The 23681-nt window shown below is 58.5% G+C and carries 20 protein-coding genes; 10 read left to right on the top strand and 10 right to left on the bottom strand.

Annotated elements, in window-relative coordinates; all coding sequences use genetic code 11:
• Positions 1–7 precede the first annotated feature (7 nt).
• Positions 8–2482, top strand: coding sequence for a translation initiation factor IF-2 (gene infB, locus GS614_RS18585; protein WP_152459782.1), 2475 nt, complete (start codon positions 8–10; stop codon positions 2480–2482).
• Between the two features lie 69 nt (positions 2483–2551).
• Here infB and GS614_RS18580 read toward each other — a convergent pair whose 3' ends face one another.
• The 6 genes from GS614_RS18580 to GS614_RS18555 form a co-directional block, all read right to left on the bottom strand.
• Positions 2552–3379: an alpha/beta hydrolase gene (locus GS614_RS18580; RefSeq protein ID WP_171727040.1), complete on the bottom strand. Its 828-nt coding sequence runs from the start codon at positions 3377–3379 to the stop codon at positions 2552–2554.
• 3 nt (positions 3380–3382) lie between these two features.
• Positions 3383–4267, bottom strand: coding sequence for a tryptophan 2,3-dioxygenase (locus tag GS614_RS18575; RefSeq protein WP_171727039.1), 885 nt, complete (start codon positions 4265–4267; stop codon positions 3383–3385).
• Positions 4268–4331: 64 nt separating this feature from the next.
• Positions 4332–5360: an L-threonine 3-dehydrogenase gene (gene tdh / locus GS614_RS18570; protein WP_171727038.1), complete on the bottom strand. Its 1029-nt coding sequence runs from the start codon at positions 5358–5360 to the stop codon at positions 4332–4334.
• Between the two features lie 19 nt (positions 5361–5379).
• Positions 5380–6330 carry a PLP-dependent cysteine synthase family protein gene (locus tag GS614_RS18565; protein WP_171727037.1) on the bottom strand — a complete coding sequence of 317 codons (951 nt, stop codon included), beginning with the start codon at positions 6328–6330 and terminating at the stop codon, positions 5380–5382.
• Positions 6327–7514, bottom strand: coding sequence for a glycine C-acetyltransferase (locus tag GS614_RS18560; protein ID WP_171727036.1), 1188 nt, complete (start codon positions 7512–7514; stop codon positions 6327–6329). The genes GS614_RS18565 and GS614_RS18560 overlap by 4 nt, the downstream gene beginning before the upstream one ends.
• Before the next feature lie 110 nt (positions 7515–7624).
• The gene (locus GS614_RS18555) at positions 7625–8188 is read right to left on the bottom strand and encodes a helix-turn-helix domain-containing protein (RefSeq protein ID WP_171171757.1); all 564 of its coding nucleotides are present in this window, start codon (positions 8186–8188) and stop codon (positions 7625–7627) included.
• Positions 8189–8304: 116 nt separating this feature from the next.
• On the opposite strand from GS614_RS18555, the gene GS614_RS18550 reads away from it, so the two are divergent.
• Positions 8305–9480: an acetyl-CoA C-acyltransferase family protein gene (locus tag GS614_RS18550; protein WP_171666654.1), complete on the top strand. Its 1176-nt coding sequence runs from the start codon at positions 8305–8307 to the stop codon at positions 9478–9480.
• Between the two features lie 96 nt (positions 9481–9576).
• Here the strand turns inward: GS614_RS18550 and ubiB are convergent, their stop codons facing one another.
• Entirely contained in the window at positions 9577–11106 is a 1530-nt protein-coding gene (ubiB, locus tag GS614_RS18545) for a 2-polyprenylphenol 6-hydroxylase (protein ID WP_171727035.1), read from the bottom strand.
• A 3-nt stretch (positions 11107–11109) separates the two neighbouring features.
• Positions 11110–11862, bottom strand: coding sequence for a bifunctional demethylmenaquinone methyltransferase/2-methoxy-6-polyprenyl-1,4-benzoquinol methylase UbiE (ubiE, locus tag GS614_RS18540; protein WP_171727034.1), 753 nt, complete (start codon positions 11860–11862; stop codon positions 11110–11112).
• 86 nt (positions 11863–11948) lie between these two features.
• Here ubiE and mutM point away from each other — a divergent pair, with 86 nt between their 5' ends.
• From mutM to recF, 6 genes are all read left to right on the top strand, one after another.
• Positions 11949–12800 (top strand): bifunctional DNA-formamidopyrimidine glycosylase/DNA-(apurinic or apyrimidinic site) lyase, encoded by an 852-nt coding sequence (gene mutM / locus GS614_RS18535; RefSeq protein ID WP_171171749.1) that lies wholly within the window; start codon positions 11949–11951, stop codon positions 12798–12800.
• A gap of 66 nt (positions 12801–12866) precedes the next feature.
• A complete protein-coding gene (locus GS614_RS18530; protein WP_117870917.1) occupies positions 12867–13643 on the top strand; it encodes an enoyl-CoA hydratase in 777 nt (258 codons plus the stop codon).
• 221 nt (positions 13644–13864) lie between these two features.
• Entirely contained in the window at positions 13865–14128 is a 264-nt protein-coding gene (gene rpsT / locus GS614_RS18525) for a 30S ribosomal protein S20 (RefSeq protein WP_152459792.1), read from the top strand.
• 555 nt (positions 14129–14683) lie between these two features.
• Positions 14684–16069: a chromosomal replication initiator protein DnaA gene (gene dnaA, locus GS614_RS18520; protein WP_170345655.1), complete on the top strand. Its 1386-nt coding sequence runs from the start codon at positions 14684–14686 to the stop codon at positions 16067–16069.
• Between the two features lie 225 nt (positions 16070–16294).
• Positions 16295–17416, top strand: coding sequence for a DNA polymerase III subunit beta (gene dnaN, locus GS614_RS18515; RefSeq protein ID WP_171727033.1), 1122 nt, complete (start codon positions 16295–16297; stop codon positions 17414–17416).
• 59 nt (positions 17417–17475) lie between these two features.
• Positions 17476–18573, top strand: coding sequence for a DNA replication/repair protein RecF (gene recF / locus GS614_RS18510; protein ID WP_171727032.1), 1098 nt, complete (start codon positions 17476–17478; stop codon positions 18571–18573).
• On the opposite strand, the gene GS614_RS18505 is transcribed toward recF, so the two are convergent.
• Complete coding sequence (locus GS614_RS18505) at positions 18570–19136, bottom strand: carboxymuconolactone decarboxylase family protein (protein WP_171641906.1); 567 nt, start codon at positions 19134–19136, stop codon at positions 18570–18572. The two genes, recF and GS614_RS18505, sit on opposite strands and share 4 nt — an antisense overlap.
• A 100-nt stretch (positions 19137–19236) precedes the next feature.
• Between GS614_RS18505 and GS614_RS18500 the strand changes: the two genes are divergently transcribed.
• Both GS614_RS18500 and gyrB read left to right on the top strand, forming a co-directional pair.
• Positions 19237–19809, top strand: coding sequence for a TetR/AcrR family transcriptional regulator (locus tag GS614_RS18500; protein ID WP_171727031.1), 573 nt, complete (start codon positions 19237–19239; stop codon positions 19807–19809).
• 114 nt (positions 19810–19923) lie between these two features.
• Positions 19924–22341, top strand: a complete 2418-nt coding sequence (gyrB, locus tag GS614_RS18495; RefSeq protein WP_171233629.1) for a DNA topoisomerase (ATP-hydrolyzing) subunit B — start codon at positions 19924–19926, stop codon at positions 22339–22341.
• A 238-nt stretch (positions 22342–22579) separates the two neighbouring features.
• Here gyrB and GS614_RS18490 read toward each other — a convergent pair whose 3' ends face one another.
• Positions 22580–23251: a hypothetical protein gene (locus GS614_RS18490; RefSeq protein WP_171727030.1), complete on the bottom strand. Its 672-nt coding sequence runs from the start codon at positions 23249–23251 to the stop codon at positions 22580–22582.
• Positions 23252–23681: the final 430 nt, after the last annotated feature.

Here is a 23681-nt window from a genome sequence, read left to right as displayed (position 1 = left end):
TAGCTTTATGAGCGATAATGACGGCAAAAAGACATTGGGTCTTCGTGGCGGGGCACGCCCCGGAAATGTGAAACAGAGTTTCAGCCACGGACGCACCAAGAATGTCGTGGTGGAAACCAAACGCAAACGCGTGGTGGTTCCCAAGCCGGGCGCAGCAAAGCCGGGTGGCGGTGCTGCACCTTCGGGTGATCCGTCGCGTCGTCCTGCGGGCATTTCCGATGCGGAAATGGCGCGCCGCATGAAGGCGTTGCAAGCGGCCAAGGCACGCGAGGCCGAAGAGGCCGCGGCGCGCGAGGCTGCTGAAAAGGCGCGCGAAGAAGAGCGCGCGCGCCGCCGTGCGGAACAGGAAGCCAAAGAACGCGAACAGCGCGAAGCCGAAGAGCGTGCGCGTCAGAAGGCTGAGGAAGAAGAACGCAAGCGCAAAGAGGCGGAAGAAGCTGCCAAGCGCGCGGCTGCCGCGCCCGCACCGGAAGAGCCCAAAGCGGCTCGCGCCCCGGCCAGCAAACCTGCGCCGGCAGCCACGCCGCGCAAACAGGATCGCGAACGTGAGCAGCGTGGTCGTGGCAAAGGTCGCGACGACAACCGCCGTTCAGGCAAGCTGACTCTGGGTCAGGCGACCGGTGGCGAAGGCAACCGTCAGCGCTCGATGGCCGCGATGAAGCGCAAGCAGGAGCGTGCGCGTCAGAAAGCCATGGGCGGTGCCGTTGAACGGGAAAAGGTGATCCGCGACGTACAGCTGCCCGAGGCGATCATGGTCTCGGAACTGGCCAACCGTATGGCCGAGCGTGTGGCTGACGTGGTCAAATCGCTGATGCAGATGGGCATGATGGTCACGCAGAACCAGACCATCGACGCAGACACCGCGGAACTGATCATCGAAGAATTTGGCCACAAGGTCACTCGCGTATCCGATTCGGATGTTGAAGACGTCATCAAAGAGGTCGAAGACAGCGAAGACGATCTGCAGCCGCGTCCGCCGGTCATCACCATCATGGGTCACGTTGACCACGGCAAGACCTCGCTGTTGGATGCAATCCGCGACGCGCGCGTTGTGGCGGGTGAGGCCGGTGGCATCACCCAACATATCGGCGCGTATCAGGTGAAAACCGATGGCGGCACCACGCTGACCTTCCTGGACACTCCGGGCCACGCGGCGTTTACGTCGATGCGCTCGCGCGGCGCTCAGGTTACGGATATCGTGGTTCTGGTCGTCGCGGCTGACGACGCGGTGATGCCGCAGACGATCGAAGCGATCAACCACGCAAAAGCGGCCGAAGTGCCGATGATCGTGGCAATCAACAAGGTCGACAAGCCGGATGCAAACCCGGACAAGGTGCGCACCGATCTGCTGCAGCACGAAGTGATCGTTGAGAAAATGTCCGGTGACGTCCAGGATGTCGAAGTGTCCGCAATCACGGGTCAGGGTCTGGACGAATTGCTGGAAGCCATCGCGCTTCAGGCCGAGATTCTGGAACTGAAAGCAAACCCGAACCGCGCCGCCCAAGGTGCCGTGATCGAGGCGCAGCTGGACGTGGGTCGTGGCCCGGTTGCCACGGTTCTGGTTCAGAACGGCACGCTGCGTCAGGGCGATATCTTCGTTGTAGGTGAGCAGTACGGTAAGGTCCGTGCGCTGATCAATGACAAGGGTGAGCGCGTCAAGGAAGCTGGCCCCTCGGTTCCGGTCGAGGTTCTGGGCCTGAACGGTACGCCCGAAGCGGGCGACGTTCTGAACGTGACCGAGACCGAAGCGCAGGCCCGTGAAATCGCCGCTTATCGCGAACAGGCCGCCAAGGACAAACGCGCCGCGGCAGGTGCCGCGACCACCCTTGAACAGCTGATGCAGAAGGCCAAGGAAGACGAGAACGTGGCCGAGCTGCCGATCCTCGTCAAAGCCGATGTGCAGGGTTCTGCCGAAGCTATCGTTCAGGCGATGGAAAAGATCGGCAACGACGAAGTGCGCGTGCGCGTGCTGCACTCGGGCGTGGGTGCGATCACCGAGACGGATGTTGGTCTGGCGGAAGCCTCCGGCGCGCCGGTCTTTGGCTTCAACGTCCGTGCCAACGCATCGGCGCGGAACACGGCGAACCAAAAGGGTGTCGAGATCCGCTATTACTCGGTGATCTATGACCTGGTCGACGACGTGAAAGCAGCCGCATCCGGCCTGCTGAGCGCCGAGATCCGCGAAAAGTTCATCGGCTATGCCGAGATCCGGGAAGTCTTCAAGGTTACCGGTGTCGGCAAGGTTGCCGGGTGTCTGGTGACCGAAGGTGTTGCCCGCCGTTCGGCAGGCGTTCGCCTGCTGCGCGACAACGTGGTGATCCACGAAGGCACGCTGAAGACCCTGAAGCGCTTCAAAGACGAAGTGGCCGAGGTCCAGTCGGGTCAGGAATGTGGTATGGCGTTCGAGAACTACGACGATATCCGTCAGGGCGACGTGATCGAGATATTCGAGCGCGAAGAAGTTACCCGCACGCTGGATTGATCCCAAGCGGGATGGACTCAAAAAAAACAGCGGCACAGATGGGGCCGCTGTTTTTGTTTGAAAAATGCCTCATTGCGTGTCGGGCAGGAATGTCCCGGAATGCAGGATGATGTCGAAATGGTGCATTCCGTGTTTCAAGGCAAAGCTGACCGAGTGCCCGGCCTTGCGCAGCCGTTCCGCATAGTCGCGGCTTTGACGAATGAATTCGCCGGTGTCCCGTTCCCCCACTGAAACATGATAGCGGGGGCCCGGTGGGGGCAGGTTGCGGATCGGGGACAGATCGTTCACTTCGACCGGGGTCAGGTGCAGCGGATCATTCACGGATGTCAAACTGATGGGTTCCAGATCATATACACCGCTGATCAGAAGCACGTCACGCACACGCAGCCCGGCGCGGGCCAATGCGCCGGCCGAGGTTGCCATGACCATGCTAGCCAGATGAGCGCCGGCACTGTGCCCTGACAAGGTGATCCGCGTCGGGTCGAATCCCAGTGCCTCGGCCTGTGACGCAAGCCACAGAAGGGCGTCGCGGCATTCGTCGACCATTTGATCCAGCCGCGCATCCGGGGCAAGCGTGTAGTTCAAGGTGGCAAAGGATTGCTCGGCTTCGATCAGCGCCGGGGCCATCATGGCCGATTCGCGCTGGCTGAGATCCTGCCAATACCCACCGTGAATAAAGACATGCAACGGGGCGCCGGCCCCCTTCGCGGGAAAGAAATCCAGCACCTGGGCCGGGGCGTCGGCATAGGCCAGGTTGGCCTGAACGGGCAGCTCGGCACGGGCTTGCGCACTCAGCGTTTGATAGCTGGCCAGATAAGGGGTCAGGTCGCCACCGATCATCGAACTGGGAGAGTATTCCCGCTCCAGTTCGGCTTGTGAAAATCCGCGATACAGCATGGCTCAGCCCTGCCCGCTGTACATCAATTCCGTCCGCACATCATAGAGGTCATGGAAGAACCGCAACTCAAGTGCTTTTCGCAAGAAAGCCACGCCGCTGGAACCTCCGGTACCGGGTTGCATTCCGATCACACGTTCAACCGCCGTGGCGTGGTCAAAGCGCCAGCGTTGAAACAGGCTTTCCACATCCATGAGTTTTTCGGCCAGCGCATACAGATCCCAATACTTGTCTGTGTTGCGGAACACGTCGACCCAGATCTGAACCACGCGCGGATCACCAGAATAGGGTTCAGAGTAGTCCCGCTCGATCAAATCCCTTGGAACGTCGAACCCCTGTCGGGCCAGCATGTGCAACACTTCGTCATACAGGGACGGTTTGGTCAGGGCGGCGTTCAGCATCTCCATCACCTCGGGGTCATGCTCGTGCACTTTCAGGGTCGAGGCATCCTTGTTGCCCAGAATGAACTCGATCTGCCTGTACCCATAGCTTTGAAACCCGGAAGAGTTGCCGAGGACCTGCCGAAACGTCATATAGTCGGCCGGCGTCATGGTCAGCAGGGTTTCCCAGGCCGCAATCAATTGCCGTTGAATGGCCTTGATGCGGTCGAGGTTTTTCATGGCGGGTCCGAATTCGTCTTGTTGCAGGAACCGACGCACCTCGACCAGTTGGTGATGCATCAGTTTCAGCCACAGCTCACTGACCTGATGAATGATGATGAACAGCATCTCGTCAGGTTGTGCGGGGTCCTGAAAGGTTTTTTGCAGGTTCAGCAGCGTCTTCAGTTGCAGGAAGTCGCCATAGCTTTTGCGGTGCGTTTCGGCGAAATCAGTGACCAGGGTGTCTTCGACCCCCCGTTGCAACAGACGATCGTCTTTGTTCTCGCCCATCTCATGCCTCCCTTGTGCAAGTTCTGCACCTGTCTAGGGGCTGAGGTTGCAACTTTCCAGCGCGTTAGGTCCAGTCCAGAACAACCTTGCCGGACAGACCTGATTTCATCGCGGAAAACCCTTTGGCGAAATCATCAACCGCAAAGCGGTGCGTGATCACGCGGGACACATCCAGACCGTTTTGCAGCATGGCGATCATCTTGTACCACGTCTCGAACATCTCACGCCCATAGACCCCCTTGATTGTGATCGCCTTGAACACGATGCGCGACCAGTCGACCGGAGATTTGCCCGGAGGAATCCCCAGCAACGCGATCTTTCCACCCATCACCAACGCTTCGACCATCTGGTCCAGGGCGGCTTGCGAGCCGGACATTTCAAGCCCGACATCGAATCCTTCTTTCATCCCAAGCTCGGCGATGACGCCCTGCAAGTCCTCGGTGGATACATCGACGGTCCGCACCGAGGGAACCACATGTTCGGCCAGTTTCAATCGGTCTGCGTTGATGTCGGTGATGACCACGTTACGTGCACCCGCGTGACGAGCGACGGCAGCGGCCATGATGCCGATGGGGCCCGCACCCGTGATCAGAACGTCCTCGCCCAGCAAATCAAAGCTGAGGGCAGTATGCACCGCATTGCCCAGCGGATCGAGGATGGCTCCGATCTCATCCGGTATGTCGTCGGGCAAGGGAACCACGTTGAAGGCAGGCAGTTTCAGGTATTCGGCAAATGCGCCCTGTTCGTTCACTCCAATGCCCCGGGTTCCCGGATCCAGGTGAAACTTTCCGGCGCGGCTCTGACGGCTGTCGGTGGTGATCAGATGGCCCTCGCCCGAGCATCGCTGGCCGATTTCAAGCCCTGTCACGTTGCGCCCGATCTCGACGATCTCTCCGGCAAACTCATGGCCAGTGATCATCGGAACCGGCACGGTATGAGACGCCCATTCATCCCAGTTCCAGATATGGATGTCGGTGCCGCAGATACCCGTCTTGTTGATGCGGATCAGCACATCATCGGGGCCAATTTCGGGGATCGGGGCCTGCACCATCCACAACCCTTCTTCGGGTTTGGATTTTTCCAGTGATTTCATTGTGTTGGGTCGCATATGTTTACTCCCACAAATCGGTCGACAGGTATTTCAGGCCGCTGTCACAGATGACGATGGCGACGCAGCCGCCTTCTTCGGGGCCGCGCAGCAGTTCAATCGCCGCAGCAAGATTCGCGCCTGCCGAATAGCCGGCGAATATCCCTTCGGTCCGGGCCAGAAGCCGGGCGCAGTCCCGCGCGGCCTTCCCCGAAACAGCAAGGTGTCCGGCCAATTGGCTATCCTTCAAATGCACCAGATCATCCATGGCGTAACCGCCGCCCTGAATGGGATGGTCCGGGGTCGAAACCGGCTCACCGGCCAAAGCGCGCGCGCCCGCAGGTTCCACGGCATAGCATCGCACGCCGTGCCGGTTCAGATACTCTGCCGCTCCGGCCAGCGTTCCGCCCGACCCTGCAAAGTCGCAGAATGCCGTGACGGTGCCTTCGGATTGCGCCCAGATCTCGGGCCCGGTCCCGGTTTCGTGGGCCTTGGGGTTTCCCGAATGGCCAAATTGATCCGCACGAAACGCGTTGCGTGCGGTCGTGATGCGTTTCGCCTCGACATCGACCAGTTCAAGATCGGCCCCAGAGACTTCGCCGGGTTTGCTGCCGGGGGCCTGGGGCACGATGACAACTTCGGCCCCCAGGGCCCGCATCATACGCGCGCGTTCGACCGAGTTCCCCGCGCTCATGACTGCCACGAAAGGATGGCCCAGAATACCGCAGACAATGGCCAGCCCGGTGCCCATGTTGCCTGAGGTCAGCTCGACCACCGTTTGCCCCGGTGACAAAGTCCCGTCTGCGCGCGCCGTTTCGATGATGGACTTCGCCGCGCGGTCCTTTTTCGAAAATCCCGGCAGCAAATAGTCAAGCTTGGCGATGATACGCCCGTTCAGCTTCTGCTGGGCACACACGCGCGACAGTTCGACCATGGGGGTGTCGCCGATCACATCGATGACCGATGGAAGGATCATTCGATGACCCCCAGCTCTTTGCCGACCTTGCCAAATGCGGACAGGGCGCGGTCCAGTTCATCCCTGGTCAGAGCCGCATTCAACTGCGTTCTGATCCGCGCTTGCCCGCGTGGGACGACCGGAAAGAAGAAGCCCGAAACATAGACGCCTTCGTCGAACAGCCGTGACGCCATGTCTTGTGCCAGCGTCGCCTCACCCAGCATCACCGGGATGATCGGGTGTTCCCCGGGCAGCAGGTCAAAGCCAAGCTTTTCCAGCCCGGCGCGCCAATACTTGGCGTTGCCGAAGAGTTGCGCGCGCAGCATGTCGCCTTCTTCGACCAGACGGATTGCCTCCAACCCGGCAGCGACGATCGAGGGCGGCAGCGAGTTTGAGAACAGATAGGGCCGCGCCCGCTGCCGCAGCAGGTCGATCACTGGCTGCGGCCCGGCGATATAGCCGCCGATTGCCCCCCCAAGTGCCTTGCCCAAGGTTCCCGTCAGAATATCCACATCGACGCCGAAATGATCGGGTGTGCCGGCCCCGTTCGGCCCCATGAAGCCGGTCGCATGGCAATCGTCCACCATGACAATCGCATCGTATTTATCGGCCAGTTCCCTGATTTTCGGCAGGTTGGCCAGATAGCCGTCCATCGAGAACACGCCATCGGTGGCGATCATGATATGCCGTGCCCCGTCCTCGCGCGCCTGTTTCAGCCAGGCTTCGAGGTCGTTCATGTCATTGTTCATGTAGCGATAGCGCTTGGCCTTGCACAGCCGCACGCCGTCGATGATCGAGGCGTGGTTCAGGCTGTCTGAAATGATGGCGTCTTCCGGTCCCAGCAGAGGTTCAAACAACCCGCCATTGGCGTCGAAACAGGCGGCAAAAAGGATGGAGTCGTCCTTGTTCAGGAAATTGGCAAGACGTTGTTCCAGTTCGCGGTGAATGTCTTGCGTGCCACAGATGAACCGAACCGACGCCATGCCGAATCCTTTGGGTCCCATCGTTTGTGTCGCGGCCTCGATCAGCGCCGGGTGATCCGCCAGACCCAGATAGTTGTTGGCACAGAGGTTGATCACCTGCTTGCCGCCCACAGTGATCTCACCGCCCTGAGGCGAGGTGATCATTCGTTCGCGTTTGTAAAGACCCTCAGATTCGATCTGCGCAAGTGTGTCCGTGATATGGGACAGGAATGCATCTGACATGGCGACCTCCGTTCAACTGAGTCGCACATCTAACATAGCGGATGAAATTCCCAAATAGGGGAAATTCAATATGAAGGAAAAATATCCGTGAAGGCGGAATTTCGCGGATGTCAGGCGTTTTTTACGATCAGAAATACTCGGGCTGGCCCTTGGGCACAGATGGAATGCGCAATGTCGGCGGCGTATCGGGCCGTGTCCCCCTGGTTCAACTCGGACACCGCATTGCCTGAAGTGACTTTGACCGCGCCTTCCAGCACGGTGAGCTGTTCACGGGCACCGCGGGCGTGGGGTTGGCTGTTCAGGGCCCCGTCCTCGTCAAATTCGATATCATAGACTTCATGACCCCCGGCCTCTTCCGGTGGTGACAGGATGCGAATTCGGCAGTTCTGCCCCATATTGTCGATGCTGGGCACTTCGGAGTTTCTGAGTACCTCGATCTGGTCCGTGGCCTTTGTGCCCTCCAAGAGACCGGCGAAATCCACCTGCAAGGCGCGTGTCAGGTTCCACAAGGTCGAGATCGTCGGGCTGCTTTCGCCGCGTTCGATCTGACTGACCATGGACCGGGACACACCGCTGAGATTGGCGACCGCTTCCAGGGACAGGCCTTTGGCCCGGCGTGCCTCTTTCAGGCGAGCGGGCAGGAGGTTCAGGATATCGTCTGTGTCTTCCGTCATGACGGAATCCATGGGGGGTGTGCAACGCAATGTCAATTCCCGCCGTGACGGGACGTTTGGGGCGACAGTGCCATTCTGCGCATGCATAATGCAGCGAAATTCAGGAGGAGTAGCTCATGAGCGATATCGTTATTCTCGACGGTGCCCGCACCGCAATTGGCACCTTTGGTGGTGCGCTGGCTTCAACCGCGCCGATTGATCTGGCCACTGTCGCGACCGAAGCGGCGCTTGAGCGATCGGGGGTTGAGGGGGCGCAGATCGGGCATGTTGTGTTCGGTCATGTGATCAACACTGAACCGCGTGACATGTATCTGTCGCGCGTCGCCGCCATGCAGGCGGGCATCCTCAATGGTACGCCGGCCATGAACGTGAACCGCCTGTGCGGATCGGGCGCGCAGGCGATCGTGTCAGCCGTTCAGTCCCTGATGCTGGGCGATGCTGACTTTGCCGTAGCAGGCGGAGCAGAAAGCATGTCACGCAGCCCCTATATCGTTCCGCAGGCGCGCTGGGGTGCAAAGATGGGCGACGTCACCTCTCTGGACATGATGCTGGGTGCGCTGAACTGCCCCTTCGGCACAGGACATATGGGGGTGACGGCCGAAAACGTGGCGGATGAGCATCAGATCAGCCGTGAACAGATGGATGCGTTCGCATTGGACAGCCAGACACGTGCGGCAGCGGCGATCGAGGCTGGGTACTTTGAAAGCCAGATCACTCCGGTACAGGTCAAGATCAAGCGGGACATGGTCGATTTCAGAGTCGACGAGCATCCAAAGGCGACGACCGCTGAAGCGCTGGCGGGGCTGCGCCCGGTGTTCAAGAAGGATGGGCGTGTGACGGCCGGCAATGCCTCGGGCATCAATGACGGCGCGGCGGCGATGGTGCTGGCGACAGCGGATGCGGCCGAAAGGGCCGGTTTGAAACCGAAGGCGCGTGTGATTGGTTATGCGCATGCAGGCGTGCGGCCGGAAGTCATGGGCATCGGTCCAGTTCCGGCAGTGCAAAACCTGTTGAAGAAGACGGGCCTGTCAGCGGAAGATTTCGACGTGATCGAAAGCAATGAAGCCTTCGCCGCGCAGGCTCTGGCCGTGAATCAGGAGCTTGGATTGGACGCAAACAAGGTGAACCCCAACGGCGGTGCGATTGCGTTGGGGCATCCGGTGGGGGCCACGGGTGCGATCATTACGCTGAAAGCACTGTACGAGCTGGAACGTACCGGCGGATCCAAAGGGTTGATCACCATGTGCATTGGGGGCGGTCAGGGGATTGCCATCGCCATCGAGCGGCTCTGACCCGGAAGGGGTGCGGGGGGGCTGTCTGCCCCCCATCGCGCCAGGGCGCGATTCCCCCCGAGGATATTTGTGGCCAGATGAAGCAGGCGGGTTGGTTCAGCTGAGCGCGTTGATCAGCAAGACCAGCGCCGCACCTGCTGCGGCGCCGATCGTGGCGGGCAGAGCAAAGGACCAAAGAGTGGGCGTCTGCGGTTCGTCCTTCTGGGTCTGCGCGATCAGTGCGTTTTCGACCAGTGCCGGAAGACGCGGGCCGAAGCGGGCCAGCACCATTGCGGTTTTCCCAAAATCACGCAGGGCCGCCCGGGGGCCGATGGACTGTTTGATGTAGTCTTCGACCACGGGTCGGGCGACTTCCCAGATGTTCATATGAGGGTCGAGTGAGCGCGCGACGCCTTCGACGACAACCATGGTGCGTTGCAGCAGGATCAGCTCGGTTCGGGTTTCCATCCCGAACCGTTCGGTCACTTCGAACAGATAGCTCAGCAACCGCCCCATGGAAATATGCGTGGCGTCCATGCCGAAGATCGGCTCGCCCACGGCACGCAGAGCGCGTGCGAACTCGTCCACGTCCTGGTTGGCGGGAACATAGCCGGCTTCGAAATGCACCTCGGCCACGCGTTTGTAGTCGCGTCGGATGAAACCAAACAGGATTTCGGCATAGACCCGGCGCGTGTATTCATCGATATGCCCCATGATGCCGTAGTCATAGGCTATGATGTCTCCGTTCGCGGCGACCTTCAGGTTGCCCTGATGCATGTCGGCGTGGAAAAAGCCGTCGCGCAGGGCATGCAGAAGGAACAGGCGCAGGACACGTTCGGCCAGATCATTGCGGTTGTGACCTGCGGCATCCAGAGCATCATTGTCACCCAGCGCGATCCCGTCCGCCCAGCTGAGCGTCATGACGCGCCGCGCGGACAGTGACCACACAACGGGCGGCAGCCAGAAGCCGGTGTCGTCCTTTGTGTTAGCGGCATATTCTGAGGCCGCCGCGCTTTCCAGACGCAGATCCAGTTCGCCGCGTACGACACCGTCAAAATGCTCGATCACTTCCATCGGGCGCAGACGGCGCGCGCCAGGCGCGCAGAGTTGCACCATGCGGGCGGCAAAATAGAACGCATCGACATCTTTGCGGAACGCGCGTTCGATCCCCGGGCGCAGGACTTTGACAGCGACATCCTCGCCCGTGCTGGTCAGCTTGGCCTTGTGAACCTGCGCAATAGATGCAGCGGCAATCGGCTCGCTGAATTCGCTGAACATGTCCGAGATCGGCTGACCCAGTTCTTTCTCGACTTCGGCCATCGCGTCGGCTTTGGAGAAAGGCGGTAGCTTGTCTTGCAGAACGCGCAGTTGCTCGGCCAGTTCATTTCCAACGACGTCCGGGCGGGTCGAAAGCACTTGACCGAATTTTATATAGGCGGGGCCAAGCGCCGTCAGGGCGCGCGTGGCGGGCGGCATCCCGGGGTCGCCCTTGTAGCCAAGCCATTGAAAGGGTTTGCCCAATGTGTGGGCCAGGATGCGAACGGCGCGCGGGGCTTCGAACGCATCCAGTACCACGTTCATGGCGCCTGTGCGCTCGAGCGTGGCGCCTGTGCGGATCAGGCGGATGATGTTATGGGGACCACGCATGTGTCAGATCTTCCAGCCGGAATGCAGCGCGGCGATACCCATGCTCAGGTTCCGGTATTTGGCGTTTTCGAAACCTGCGGCGCGAACCATGTTCAGAAACGTTTCCTGATCGGGGAATTTTCGGATCGATTCGACCAGGTACTGATAGCTGTCATAGTCATTGGCGATCAGTTTTCCCATGCGCGGGATGACGTTGAAGCTGTAAAGGTCATAGAGCTTTTGCAGCCCCTCATTGGGCAGCTGGCTGAATTCCAGCACCATCAGGCGGCCTCCGGGTTTCAGCACGCGGTAAGCCTCGTTCAAAGCTTCTTGCGGGCGGGTGACGTTCCGAATGCCGAACGAGATCGTGTAGACATCGAATGTATTGTCTTCGAAGGGCAGGGCCATGGCATCGCCCACGACCCAGTTCAGGCTGTCCGACATCTGATCTGCCTCGGCACGTTGCCGCCCTTCGATCAGCATCGGCTCGGTCAGGTCCAGCACCGTGGCGTGGCCGTGACCCGCGCGCTTGAGGAACCTGAACGAGATGTCGCCCGTACCGCCGGCCACGTCCAGCAGCCGCTGGCCGGGGCGTGGCGCCAGCCAGTCCATCATCGCGTCCTTCCAGACCCGGTGGATGCCCATCGACATGACGTCGTTCATCACGTCATATTTCGAGGCAACCGAGTTGAAAACGCCCTGCACGCGCCCGGCCTTTTCGTCCTCGGGGACGGTTTCGAAACCGAAATGAGTGGTCTTGTCGATGTTGTCGGACATTTGCCTTGCCGTTTGTCGAATTTCGCCTCTGTTATAGGGCCAAGAGAGGCGGGCACAATGCGGCCCTTTGAATTAGGAGCCCTGTAATGCCCGAATTACCTGAGGTCGAGACAGTAAGACGCGGCCTGAGTCCCGCCATGGAAGGGGTCTTGATCGAACGGGCTGATGTGAACCGCCCCGATCTGCGCTGGCCGTTCCCTGAACGTATGGCCGAACGGCTGACCGGACAGCGGGTGGAGCGGTTGCGGCGGCGGTCGAAATACATTCTGGCGGATCTCAGCAGCGGTGAGACGCTGTTGATCCATCTGGGTATGTCGGGGCGGATGACGGTGTCGGGTGACCCGTTGGGGCAATTCGCACATAACCATCCCGCCGTGCAAAAACATGACCATGTGGTCTTTCATATGGCCAACGGCGCGCGCATCACCTTCAACGATCCCCGCCGGTTTGGCGCGATGGACCTGTTGCAAACGGCCAACGCCGAAGATCACAAGCTGCTGTCGGTTCTGGGGCCTGAACCCTTGGGCAACGATTTTCACGACCAACACCTGATCAAGGCGTTCAAAGGCAAGAACACCCCTGTCAAATCCGCCCTGCTGGATCAGGGAATCGTTGCCGGTCTGGGCAATATCTATGTTTGCGAAGCTCTTTATCGCGGCCGGGTGTCGCCACGTCGCAAAGCCGGACAGATTTCCGAACCCCGCGTGGCGGCGCTTGTTCCGATCATCCGGCAGGTGTTGCAGGACGCCATCGAAGCCGGTGGGTCTTCGCTGCGGGATTTCCGCCAAGCCGATGGAGAACTTGGATATTTTCAGCACAAGTTTGATGTCTACGGCCGCGAGGGCGAGGCCTGCCGGACCGAAGGGTGCGGAGCGCCGATCAAGAGAATCACCCAGTCCGGTCGCTCATCCTTCTATTGTGCGCAATGCCAAAGATAGCTTGATCCAAGTTTTTCGCGTGGTAAGGAATCGTACCTGAACGGAACAACCGGAAGCTTTCTCCTCATGGCTTTTGAGACGATCATCGTCGAAATCGAAGACCACGTCGCACTTATCAAACTCAACCGACCGGATGCGCTGAACGCGTTGAACACCCAGTTGCTGGGTGAGCTCTGCACCGCGCTGGAAGATGCGGACAGCAACGACAAGGTGCGCTGCATCGTGATAACCGGATCGGACAAGGCCTTCGCCGCCGGCGCGGACATCAAGGAAATGTCCGAGATGAGTTTTGTCGACGTCTACAACATCAACCTTTTTGCCGATGCGAATGATCGTGTGACCGCAATTCGCAAGCCGATCATTGCGGCCGTTGCAGGTTACGCGCTGGGCGGTGGATGTGAACTTGCCATGCTGTGCGATTTCATCATCGCGGCGGACACCGCGAAATTCGGCCAGCCCGAGATCAATCTTGGCGTCATTGCCGGTCTGGGGGGAAGTCAGCGTCTGACGCGGTTCGTGGGTAAATCCAAATCGATGGACATGAACCTGACCGGGCGTTTCATGGATGCCGACGAAGCCGAGCGTGCGGGTCTTGTCAGCCGGGTGGTGCCGGCAAAGAAGCTGATCGAAGAAGCCGTGAGCGCAGCGCAGAAGATTGCCGAGAAATCGCAGCTGACCGCAATGGCCGCGAAAGAAGCGGTGAACCGCAGCTACGAGCTTCCGCTGAGTGAAGGCATGTTGTTCGAGCGTCGTGTCTTCCACTCGATGTTCGCGACCGAAGATCAGAAGGAAGGCATGGCCGCGTTCCTGGAAAAGCGCACAGCGCAATTCCGCGACAAGTAAAGCGCGGAACCTCTGAGGCGGGTGTTTTAAGCCCGCCCCATATTCTTGGCCATGGTTCCAAGAATCACCTTGGCAATCTCTTTGAACTTGGCTAAAGACCCCAGTTATACATGCGCGTGCGGCCCGCTTGGCCCGACTCACACTCGTGATTTCTGATCCGGTGCGGATATGTCCGTGGCGCGCAACCCAAGATTAACGTACCGAACGAAGGTCAGATTCACATGGCAAACTCGCCTCAGGCAAAAAAACGCGCTCGTCAGAACGAAAAGCGTTTTGCAATCAACAAAGCGCGTCGTTCGCGCATCCGCACCTATCTGCGTAAAGTCGAAGAAGCGATCGCATCCGGCGACAAGGACGCGGCGACTGCTGCTCTGCGTGCGGCTCAGCCCGAGCTGATGCGCGGCGTCACCAAGGGTGTTTTCCACAAGAACACTGCTGCCCGTAAAATGTCGCGCCTGTCCTCGCGCGTCAAAGCACTGGGCTAAGCTTTGGGGTGACCCTAGGTCACGTCAGAAAGGCTGAACCATTCTGAAAAGGCGCCGCACATCACGGCGCCTTTTTTCGTGTTGCCAGAAAACCGCGCCTTCACAAAACCGAGAGATTCTTTCGCCCAAAGACCCGAGTCAATATCAGAGTTTCGTTGCCGCGCCCCTCTCGGAATTGCTACGACTGATGTCAGCGATTCACTCGCTTGGGGGGACAGGCTGTTTTCCCGATCGAACTGACGGGCATCAGAGCGATCAGGGGACAATTGTCGACGACTGGCTTGAGCCAGGCTGCCGATCTGCCATGGAAGCCGGAATAAACCCGGTGATCTTGGCCCTGTCTAAAAATTGAGATTGCGACGTGCAACCCGATTTTCGGGACGTTCCGTTATTGCTGAGCGTCAGAACTGGGGTTGCCGAGCTCTTCGGGATGGTCCCGCCAAGCCGACTGGTTTGGCGACTGGATACCTATTGCGTGTGAATACAACACCGGGGAACCGGCTTCGTATGAATAAGGCTGACAGGCCAATAAGAATGGGATGCGTGAGGCGCTTAATGACACAAGAGAAATGGGGACTACTGCGTAACAAGTTGCTGAAGGCCATCGGTCGGAACAATTATACGACCTGGATCGAGCCTTTGGAATTCAAGGAGCTTCAGGACGGCGTGGCGGTTTTCTCGGTGCCGACCAATTTCATGGGCAATTACGTCAGCCAGAATTTTGCGGACCTCATTTTATACGAGCTGAACACCGCAGGTGAAACTGTGCAGCGTCTGGATTTCCGCGTCGCTGCAAACTCGCCTGCCCGACCCAAGCCAGCTGTCGATACGCCGCCGGTGGCAAAGCCTGAACCTGTCGCCGCGCCGAGCGAGGACCCGGCGCAGGATACATTGGAATCGCTTCAGGCCGCCCCGTTGGATTCCCGCTTTACCTTTGACAGTTTTGTCGTCGGCAAGCCCAATGAACTGGCCCATGCGGCTGCGCGTCGGGTATCCGAGGGCGGGCCGGTGACCTTCAATCCGCTGGTTCTGTACGGCGGCGTAGGGCTGGGTAAGACCCACTTGATGCATGCCATCGCATGGGAGCTGAAAACCAAACATCCGGAACTAAATGTTCTGTACCTGTCGGCGGAACAGTTCATGTACCGGTTCGTGCAGGCCCTGCGCGAGCGTCGGATGATGGATTTCAAACACCTGTTCCGTTCGGTTGACGTTTTGATGGTTGATGACGTGCAGTTCATCGCCGGCAAGGATTCCACTCAGGAAGAGTTTTTCCACACGTTCAACGCGCTGGTGGATCAGAACAAACAGATCATCATCTCGGCCGATCGCGCCCCGGGTGAGATCAAGGATCTGGAAGATCGGGTGAAATCCCGCCTGCAATGTGGTCTGGTGGTTGACCTGCACCCGACCGATTATGAACTGCGTCTGGGCATTTTGCAGAACAAGGTGCAGCAATACAGCTCATCCTATCCGGACCTGGCGATTGCTGATGGCGTTCTGGAATTTCTGGCGCATCGCATCTCGACGAATGTTCGGGTGCTGGAAGGTGCCCTGACCCGTCTGTTCGCCTTTGCCTCGCTGGTTGGTCGCGAGATCGACATGGAACTGACGCAGGATTGTCTGGCGGATGTGCTGCGCGCCTCGGAACGCAAGATCACCGTTGAAGAGATCCAGCGGAAGGTGTCCGAGTATTACAACATCCGGCTTTCTGACATCATCGGCCCGAAGCGCCTGCGCTCTTACGCGCGTCCGCGTCAGGTGGCGATGTATCTGTGCAAGCAGTTGACCAGCCGGTCGCTGCCCGAGATCGGCCGCCGTTTTGGCGGGCGCGATCACACGACGGTCATGCATGGCGTCAAGCGCATTGAAGAGTTGAAACTGACCGACGGTCAGATCGCTGAAGATGTGGAAATGCTGCGCCGGTCGCTTGAAGCCTGATCCGCGCCTGTAGTCTAGGAAACCGCCCCGGTCCCCCGGGCCCGGGGCGTTTCTTGTGCGCATTAGTCCACGGTTGGATCAGAACTGGTGCCTGTCAGGCACGCTGCCCTTGACGCTGGACGCAATCCAACCCAGAAATCCGTAAAAAATCCTTGTGCCTCAGGGTGGAACCGCTAACGTGCCAGTCCCGCCCATGTCGGTACGCAAGTCAGAGGAATTGAGGGTATGAAGATCAGCATCGAACGCGGCACCCTTCTCAAGGCCGTTTCGCAGGCCCAATCCGTAGTGGAACGCCGCAATACCATTCCCATACTTGCCAATGTCCTGATCGAGGCGGAAGGCGATCAGGCGCTGTTTCGCGCGACCGATCTGGATATCGAAGTAGTCGACAAAGCCCCGGCGCAGGTCGAGAAAGCCGGTTCCACCACCGTGGCCGCCACCACCTTGCACGAGATCGTGCGAAAACTGCCCGACGGAGCGTTGGTCACGCTGACCGCCGACAGCGCGGCAGGGCGTCTGACGGTTGAGGCCGGTCGGTCAAATTTCTCGTTGGCGACGCTGCCGAAAGAGGATTTCCCGGTCATGGCGTCGTCGGAGTATCAATCAAATTTCACGGCTTCGGCTGCCCTGCTGCGTCGGTTGTTCGACAAGTCGAAATTCGCAATCTCAACAGAAGAGACACGGTATTATCTGAATGGTGTCTACATGCATGTGGCCGACGGATCCGATGGCGGCAAGGTGCTGCGCTGCGTGGCCACTGACGGCCACCGGCTTGCTCGGATCGATGCCGATTTGCCGGATGGTGCAGAGGGCATGCCGGGCGTTATCGTCCCGCGGAAAACCGTAGGCGAACTGCGCAAGCTGCTGGACGATGATGAAATGGATATCGCGGTTTCGGTCAGCGAAACCAAGGTGCGTTTCGCCACGCCGGATATCACGCTGACCTCGAAGGTCATCGATGGCACTTTTCCCGACTACACGCGCGTTATCCCGCAAGGGAATACGCGCAAGCTGGAAGTGGATGCTGCCGAGTTCGCGCAGGCCGTGGACCGGGTGGCAACGGTGTCTTCCGAGCGTTCGCGTGCGGTAAAGCTGCAACTGGATGGCGACAAGCTGGTCCTGTCGGTGAACGCTCCAGACAGTGGCGCGGCCGAGGAAGAACTGGCGGTCGCCTATGGTGATGAGCGTCTGGAGATCGGGTTCAATGCAAAATATCTGCTGGAGATCGCGTCTCAGGTGGATCGAGAGAATGCGGTGTTCATGTTCAATTCAGCTGGCGACCCGACCCTGATGCGCGAAGGCAATGACCAGAGCGCGGTTTACGTCGTCATGCCAATGCGCGTCTGATCGCGCGGACGCGCGATGCCTCCGGCGGGAGTATTTTTGAAAAGATGAAGGGAGGGGTCATGGGATTGGCCCTGACCGAGCTTACGGTCTCGCATTTTCGGTCTCACAAGCTGGCGCGGTTGTCTCTGGACGGGCGGCCGGTGGCGATTCACGGGCCGAACGGGGCTGGCAAGACCAATATTCTGGAAGCGGTATCCTTGTTTTCACCCGGTCGCGGAATGCGGCGGGCAAGCGCGGCCGAGATGACGCGGCGGCCCGAGGCGTTGGGCTGGAAACTGTCGGGACTGTTGCAATCGCAGGGTCAGAATTTCGAAATCGAAACCTGGTCTGAGGGTGGTGCAGCACGGCAGGTAAGGATTGACGGAAAATCCGCCACCCAGATTGATCTGGGTAAACTTGCCCGGGTGGTCTGGCTGGTTCCGTCCATGGACCGCCTGTGGATTGAAGGGGCCGAAGGCCGGCGCCGGTTTCTTGATCGCATTGCGCTCAGTTTTGATCCGTCTCATGCAGAGGCCTCGCTGACGTACGAAAAAGCGATGCGCGAACGGAACCGTTTGCTGAAAGAGCAGGTGCGTGACGCGCATTGGTATGCTGCGCTTGAGGGTCAGCTGGCTGAGATGGGGCATCGTATCCACACAGCGCGATTAGCGGCGTTGAGCCATCTGCGGGTGGCGCAGGATCAGGCGAAAACGGCTTTTCCGTCTGCCGAGTTGGAATTGGTGCAAACCGAAGGCGCGATGCCCGAAACGGCCGAGGATTTGCGCGAGGCGTTGAATGAAAGCCGGCTCAGGGATCTGGCTGCGGGTCGGACTTTGGTTGGGCCGCATCGGTCAGACTTGTATGGCGTCTTTGCTGCCAAGGGTGTTCCCGCCAAGGATTGTTCGACCGGTGAGCAGAAGGCGCTGCTGGTTTCATTGATCCTGTCCAATGCCCGAGCTTTGGCCGCAATGGTGGGTGCGCCACCGATCGTGTTGCTGGATGAGGTGGCCGCTCATCTGGACGCGGGTCGGTGCGCTTCACTTTATGACGAGATTTGTGCGTTGGGTGCTCAGGCCTGGATGACGGGCACCGGGCCTGAACTGTTTGAGGAGTTGGGTGACCGGGCCCAGACGCTGATCGTGACCGAAGGCGATGAGGGGTCGGTCGTGGCGGCTTAGGCCGGTTCGTTGACTTTGCGCTCCCACAGGAAACCGCGCATGACTTCATCGACCGGTGTTTTGGCCATGTGGTTGACGTAGTTTGACATGGTTTTTTGTGCCAGGCCCAGCACCACGTCCAGAACCGCACGATGCGAATAGCCCGCGTCGAAGAACGCCTGAAGCTGTTCCTCGGTCGGGTTGCCACGGGTTTCCATCACTTGCAGGGTGAAGGTGCGCAGCGCTTCGAGCTTGGGCGAAGGCAGTGGGGTTTCATTGCGCAAAGCCTCAGTTATCTCGTCTGATACCTTCATGATCTTTGCGATGCCGGTGTGCGCGGGCACGCAGTAATGGCATTCGTTTTCCACATTGATGGTCTGCCAGACGACGGTCTTCTCATCGTTGTCAAAATCGGTCTGCAAGAACAGGCTGTGCAGAACTTGATATCCTTCAAGGTGCTGTGGGCTTTCTGCCATCACCTTGTGCAGGCCCGGCAAACGGCCAAAAGCGGCCTGGGACTTTTCTAACAGCGGTTTGGATGCTTCGGGTGCGGATTCGAGGTCATGAGACGGGAAAGTGGCCATGTTGGAACTCCTGTTTCTGGCGCGATGGGCGGTATTTAGGGTTTCTTGAGCGATCGCTCAAGTATATATTTGAGTGAATGTTCAAGAATTGGTGATGCCGATGCCCCGTAAACCCGCATATGATCGCGACGCGTTGATCGAGAAGGCCCGTGACATCTTTTGGCGTCAGGGTTGGGCTGGTACGTCGCTGAAGGACCTTGAGCGGGAATTGAAGCTGAAACCCGGCAGTTTCTACGCGGCTTTCGGGTCGAAGGATGCGCTCTATGCGTTGACGCTGGAAAGCTACACGCAAGAAGGCGTGGCGCGCCTGAAAGCCCTTGCTGAAAGACTGGGGCCGAAGGAAGCGCTCAAGACGCAACCTCGTTTGGTCATCGAAGCGGTCGAGAACCCGGCAAAGGCTTGCATGTTGGCAAAGACATATGCCGAGTTGCAGGCGAAGGATCATGCGCTTGCGGATCAGGCCGCGCTTCACATGGCGGAAATGAAGGCGTGTTTCGCCTACCTGTTTCGCAGCGCCCAGGCTGCCGGTGAAATCCGGCCTGAACATGACCCGGATCGGCTGGCGGCCCGGTATCAGTCGGACATTCTGGGGCTTCGGCTGTCGGCCGAACGCAAGGATGTCGATGCGCTGGAAATCGCGGCGGATATCGCTTCTGACATCGACCGGTTATGAGGTGGATTCAGATGGGCAGAAAACGACCCGAGTACACACAAAATATTGGGGGATCGCGTGACAATCCCCACCAGAAAACGTATAAGGTACCAAAATAATATAGGTACTGACTGAATGTCCGAAGACGCACAGGCTCCTCAAGAATACGGCGCAGATTCCATCAAAGTTCTCAAGGGTTTAGAAGCCGTTCGCAAACGCCCCGGGATGTATATCGGGGACACGGATGATGGATCGGGCCTGCACCACATGGTGTATGAGGTTGTCGACAACGGAATTGACGAAGCGCTGGCGGGTCACGCCGACCATGTGACCGTGAAAATTCACGCGGATTCCAGCGTTTCGGTCAGCGACAACGGCCGCGGAATTCCTGTTGATATCCACCCGGAAGAAGGCGTTTCAGCGGCAGAGGTCATCATGACCCAGCTGCACGCGGGCGGCAAGTTCGACAGCAACTCTTACAAGGTGTCGGGCGGCCTGCATGGCGTGGGTGTTTCGGTGGTAAACGCGCTGTCGGATTGGCTGGAGCTGCGCATTTGGCGCGCGGGCAAAGAGCACGTGGCGCGATTTGAGGGCGGTGAAACGGCAGAGCATCTGAAGGTAGTCGGCGAATGCGGCGATCGTACGGGAACCGAAGTGCGGTTTCTGGCGTCGACCGACACGTTCTCGAATCTCGAATACTCGTTCGAGACGTTGGAAAAACGGCTGCGCGAACTGGCATTCCTGAACTCGGGCGTGCGGATCATCCTGATCGACGAACGCCCTGCCGAGCGGCTGGAGACCGAGCTGTTCTACGAGGGCGGCGTAAAGGAGTTCGTCAAATACCTCGACCGATCCAAAACGCCGGCCATGCCCGAGCCGATCTATATCAAGGGCGAGCGCGACGATATCGGTGTCGAGATCGCCATGTGGTGGAATGACAGCTACCACGAAACGGTGCTGCCATTCACCAACAACATCCCGCAGCGCGACGGCGGGACCCACGTGGCGGGGTTCCGGGGGGCTTTAACCCGGACGATCAACAACTATGCGCAGTCCAGCGGGATCGCGAAAAAGGAAAAGGTCAGCTTCACCGGTGACGATGCGCGCGAAGGTTTGACCTGCGTGTTGTCGGTGAAAGTGCCCGACCCGAAATTCTCGTCCCAGACCAAGGACAAGCTCGTTTCCTCCGAGGTCCGTCCGGCTGTCGAAGGTCTGATGAACGAAAAACTGGCCGAGTGGTTCGAAGAAAACCCCAACGAGGCCAAGAATATCGTCGGCAAGATCATCGAGGCTGCGTTGGCCCGGGAAGCTGCGCGGAAGGCGCGCGAGCTTACCCGGCGCAAGACGGCGATGGATGTGAACTATCTGGCGGGCAAGCTGAAGGATTGTTCCGAGAAAGATCCGTCGAAAACCGAAGTTTTCCTCGTCGAGGGTGACTCGGCAGGTGGATCGGCACAGACCGGCCGGGATCGTCTGACGCAGGCGGTTCTGCCCTTGCGGGGGAAAATCCTGAACGTGGAACGCGCCCGGTTCGACCGGATGCTGTCGTCTCAGGAAATTGGCAACCTCGTCATGGCGCTGGGTACGGGCATTGGCCGCGATGAATTCAACATCGAAAAGCTGCGCTACCACAAGATCGTCATCATGACCGATGCGGATGTGGACGGCGCGCATATCCGGACCCTGTTGCTGACCTTCTTCTATCGGCAGATGCCTGAGCTGATCGAGGGCGGGTACCTCTATATCGCGCAACCGCCGCTGTACAAGGTTTCCCGCGGAAAGTCAGAGGTTTACCTGAAGGACCAGGCCGCTCTGGATGACTATCTGATCAATCAGGGCGTCGAAGGCGCGGTTCTGAAACTGGGCTCGGGCGAAGAGATCGTCGGTCAGGATCTGACCCGCGTGGTGGACGAAGCGCGCCAGTTGAAACGTGTGCTGGACGCGTTTCCAACGCATTACCCGCGTCATATTCTGGAACAGGCCGCCGTGGCTGGGGCTTTCGTGCCGGGTGCGGTGGACGCCGATCTGCAAGGTGTGGCTGACAAAGTCGCCGCACGGCTGGATCTGATCGCGTTGGAATACGAACGCGGTTGGCAGGGTCGGATCACACAGGATCACGGCATCCGGCTGGCCCGTATCCTGCGCGGTGTCGAAGAGGTTCGCACGCTGGATGGCCCGATGCTGCGCTCGGGCGAGGCGCGCAAGACCGGTAGCTTTACGCAAAGCCTGCAAGAGATCTACAACTCTCCGGCCACTTTGAACCGTCGTGATCGCAGCCAGATGATCCACGGTCCGCTGGACTTGTTGCGCGCCATTCTGGAAGAGGGTGAAAAGGGCTTGTCCTTGCAGCGCTATAAAGGCCTGGGTGAGATGAACCCTGACCAGCTGTGGGAAACGACACTGGATCCGGATGCGCGGACTCTGCTGCAAGTGCGCGTGGATGACATGGTCGAGGCGGATGATCTGTTCACCAAGTTGATGGGTGACGTCGTGGAACCTCGTCGGGAGTTCATCCAGAAAAACGCCTTGAGTGTTGAGAATCTGGATTTCTGATAATGTTGTAGGTGCGCCCAAAGCTTTGCATTTTGCCTAAAGATTTGCATCTTTGGCCCAAAACCTTGGGCGCAATAGCTACCCACTGAATTTCGAATTCAACGTTAGTTTCGCACAGTGCAAAAATTGGTTGGCCCCATGCCATGGTCGTGGGCCACGTGAAGCTTGACGAAGGCCGCTTTGGCCCCAAAGCAGCCATTCGTTCTTGAGGTGACATCAGGTTCAGCTGCCAAGCAACTCACCAAAGTTTCAAATAAACGTCTCCGACCACGGCCTGCGTTATGTCCAGCGTTGGAATTGCCAATAGTAGGATTCCGGTGATGCCCAGACTTAGTGACACGAAGCGCGCCGAACGAAATGTGTGCATCTCTTCTGTCCACCATTCTCGCGCCAAGTAGCTGATATAGTCGCCATGTCGCGAAATCATATGAGAACGAACATCAGGTCTGTAGCCCGAAACCACCGGTTTCCTACTCCTGAACTTGTCATGCACCTTCCAGAACAAAGGTAATCTGGGCTTCCAATGGTCGGAAAAAACATGTGCTTCCATGTCCGCAAGCTCGTGGACGCTGTAACGTTCTCCAACTCTGGCAGCAAACTCAATGTCACCTTTGGCAAGCCCTAAAACCTGTGGACGAAAGATCTTAAAAATTAAATTTGAAATCAGCAGAAGCAAACTGCCAAAGAAGACCAGCCTCATCTTGGCTATACCAGTTAGGTAAAACGGTGTTTCCACACCCGGTTCAACTCCAGCTATCATTCGAAATGAAGCTATTTCTGCAATTTGGTCGTTGAACAGGATCAGATACCCAATGATCGGCACCAACGCGACGACACGCGTTAAGTCATTGTTGGCAACTCTTTCGACTGACTGCCATTGCGTGAGTTTCCAATCAGAATGGAACTTCATTGAAAAACGCTACTCCTTGACAACTGTAGTCACTCAACGACGCGAGAAGCAGTATCCCTCAACGTTTTGTGGACGATACTTTATTGAAAACTTGACGGAAAGCTGAGTCGACTGTCTATTTGAGACATGATATTCAATTTCAAGTTGTAGGCGTATAGATGACTGAAAAGCTGCCAGATTATCTGGCTCAGGGCGAAGCCGCCCGTTTGTTCCCTGTTCTCTCAACCACCTCAAAGGAAGGTCGCACAACGTCTATTGTGCTGGCTTGTATGGTTCAGATTGAAGAGTTGGGAGCCGCTTTGCTTCAATCAGTAGGCCAGAAGCGCGGGAAACGGGCTTGAGCAGCCTCATCTGACTGGTCCAAATTGATTGTTAGTGCATTGTCGGCCTGCGATCCATTGGTATGATGGTTTCGGGCGCTGGCGGGCGA

Source organism: Ruegeria sp. HKCCD6604, assembly GCF_013110635.1.
GTDB lineage: Bacteria > Pseudomonadota > Alphaproteobacteria > Rhodobacterales > Rhodobacteraceae > Ruegeria.
Note: the sequence above shows the minus strand (reverse complement) of the source record. Positions and strands in the feature narration are given on the sequence as shown.

What these genes read in the sequence shown, in the direction of transcription:
- infB (WP_152459782.1), top strand. Translation starts at nt 8, where the DNA reads ATGAGCGATAATGACGGCAAAAAGACATTGGGTCTTCGTGGCGGGGCA.
- GS614_RS18580 (WP_171727040.1), bottom strand. Translation starts at nt 3,379, where the DNA reads ATGCTGTATCGCGGATTTTCACAAGCCGAACTGGAGCGGGAATACTCT.
- GS614_RS18575 (WP_171727039.1), bottom strand. Translation starts at nt 4,267, where the DNA reads ATGGGCGAGAACAAAGACGATCGTCTGTTGCAACGGGGGGTCGAAGAC.
- tdh (WP_171727038.1), bottom strand. Translation starts at nt 5,360, where the DNA reads ATGAAATCACTGGAAAAATCCAAACCCGAAGAAGGGTTGTGGATGGTG.
- GS614_RS18565 (WP_171727037.1), bottom strand. Translation starts at nt 6,330, where the DNA reads ATGATCCTTCCATCGGTCATCGATGTGATCGGCGACACCCCCATGGTC.
- GS614_RS18560 (WP_171727036.1), bottom strand. Translation starts at nt 7,514, where the DNA reads ATGTCAGATGCATTCCTGTCCCATATCACGGACACACTTGCGCAGATC.
- GS614_RS18555 (WP_171171757.1), bottom strand. Translation starts at nt 8,188, where the DNA reads ATGACGGAAGACACAGACGATATCCTGAACCTCCTGCCCGCTCGCCTG.
- GS614_RS18550 (WP_171666654.1), top strand. Translation starts at nt 8,305, where the DNA reads ATGAGCGATATCGTTATTCTCGACGGTGCCCGCACCGCAATTGGCACC.
- ubiB (WP_171727035.1), bottom strand. Translation starts at nt 11,106, where the DNA reads ATGCGTGGTCCCCATAACATCATCCGCCTGATCCGCACAGGCGCCACG.
- ubiE (WP_171727034.1), bottom strand. Translation starts at nt 11,862, where the DNA reads ATGTCCGACAACATCGACAAGACCACTCATTTCGGTTTCGAAACCGTC.
- mutM (WP_171171749.1), top strand. Translation starts at nt 11,949, where the DNA reads ATGCCCGAATTACCTGAGGTCGAGACAGTAAGACGCGGCCTGAGTCCC.
- GS614_RS18530 (WP_117870917.1), top strand. Translation starts at nt 12,867, where the DNA reads ATGGCTTTTGAGACGATCATCGTCGAAATCGAAGACCACGTCGCACTT.
- rpsT (WP_152459792.1), top strand. Translation starts at nt 13,865, where the DNA reads ATGGCAAACTCGCCTCAGGCAAAAAAACGCGCTCGTCAGAACGAAAAG.
- dnaA (WP_170345655.1), top strand. Translation starts at nt 14,684, where the DNA reads ATGACACAAGAGAAATGGGGACTACTGCGTAACAAGTTGCTGAAGGCC.
- dnaN (WP_171727033.1), top strand. Translation starts at nt 16,295, where the DNA reads ATGAAGATCAGCATCGAACGCGGCACCCTTCTCAAGGCCGTTTCGCAG.
- recF (WP_171727032.1), top strand. Translation starts at nt 17,476, where the DNA reads ATGGGATTGGCCCTGACCGAGCTTACGGTCTCGCATTTTCGGTCTCAC.
- GS614_RS18505 (WP_171641906.1), bottom strand. Translation starts at nt 19,136, where the DNA reads ATGGCCACTTTCCCGTCTCATGACCTCGAATCCGCACCCGAAGCATCC.
- GS614_RS18500 (WP_171727031.1), top strand. Translation starts at nt 19,237, where the DNA reads ATGCCCCGTAAACCCGCATATGATCGCGACGCGTTGATCGAGAAGGCC.
- gyrB (WP_171233629.1), top strand. Translation starts at nt 19,924, where the DNA reads ATGTCCGAAGACGCACAGGCTCCTCAAGAATACGGCGCAGATTCCATC.
- GS614_RS18490 (WP_171727030.1), bottom strand. Translation starts at nt 23,251, where the DNA reads ATGAAGTTCCATTCTGATTGGAAACTCACGCAATGGCAGTCAGTCGAA.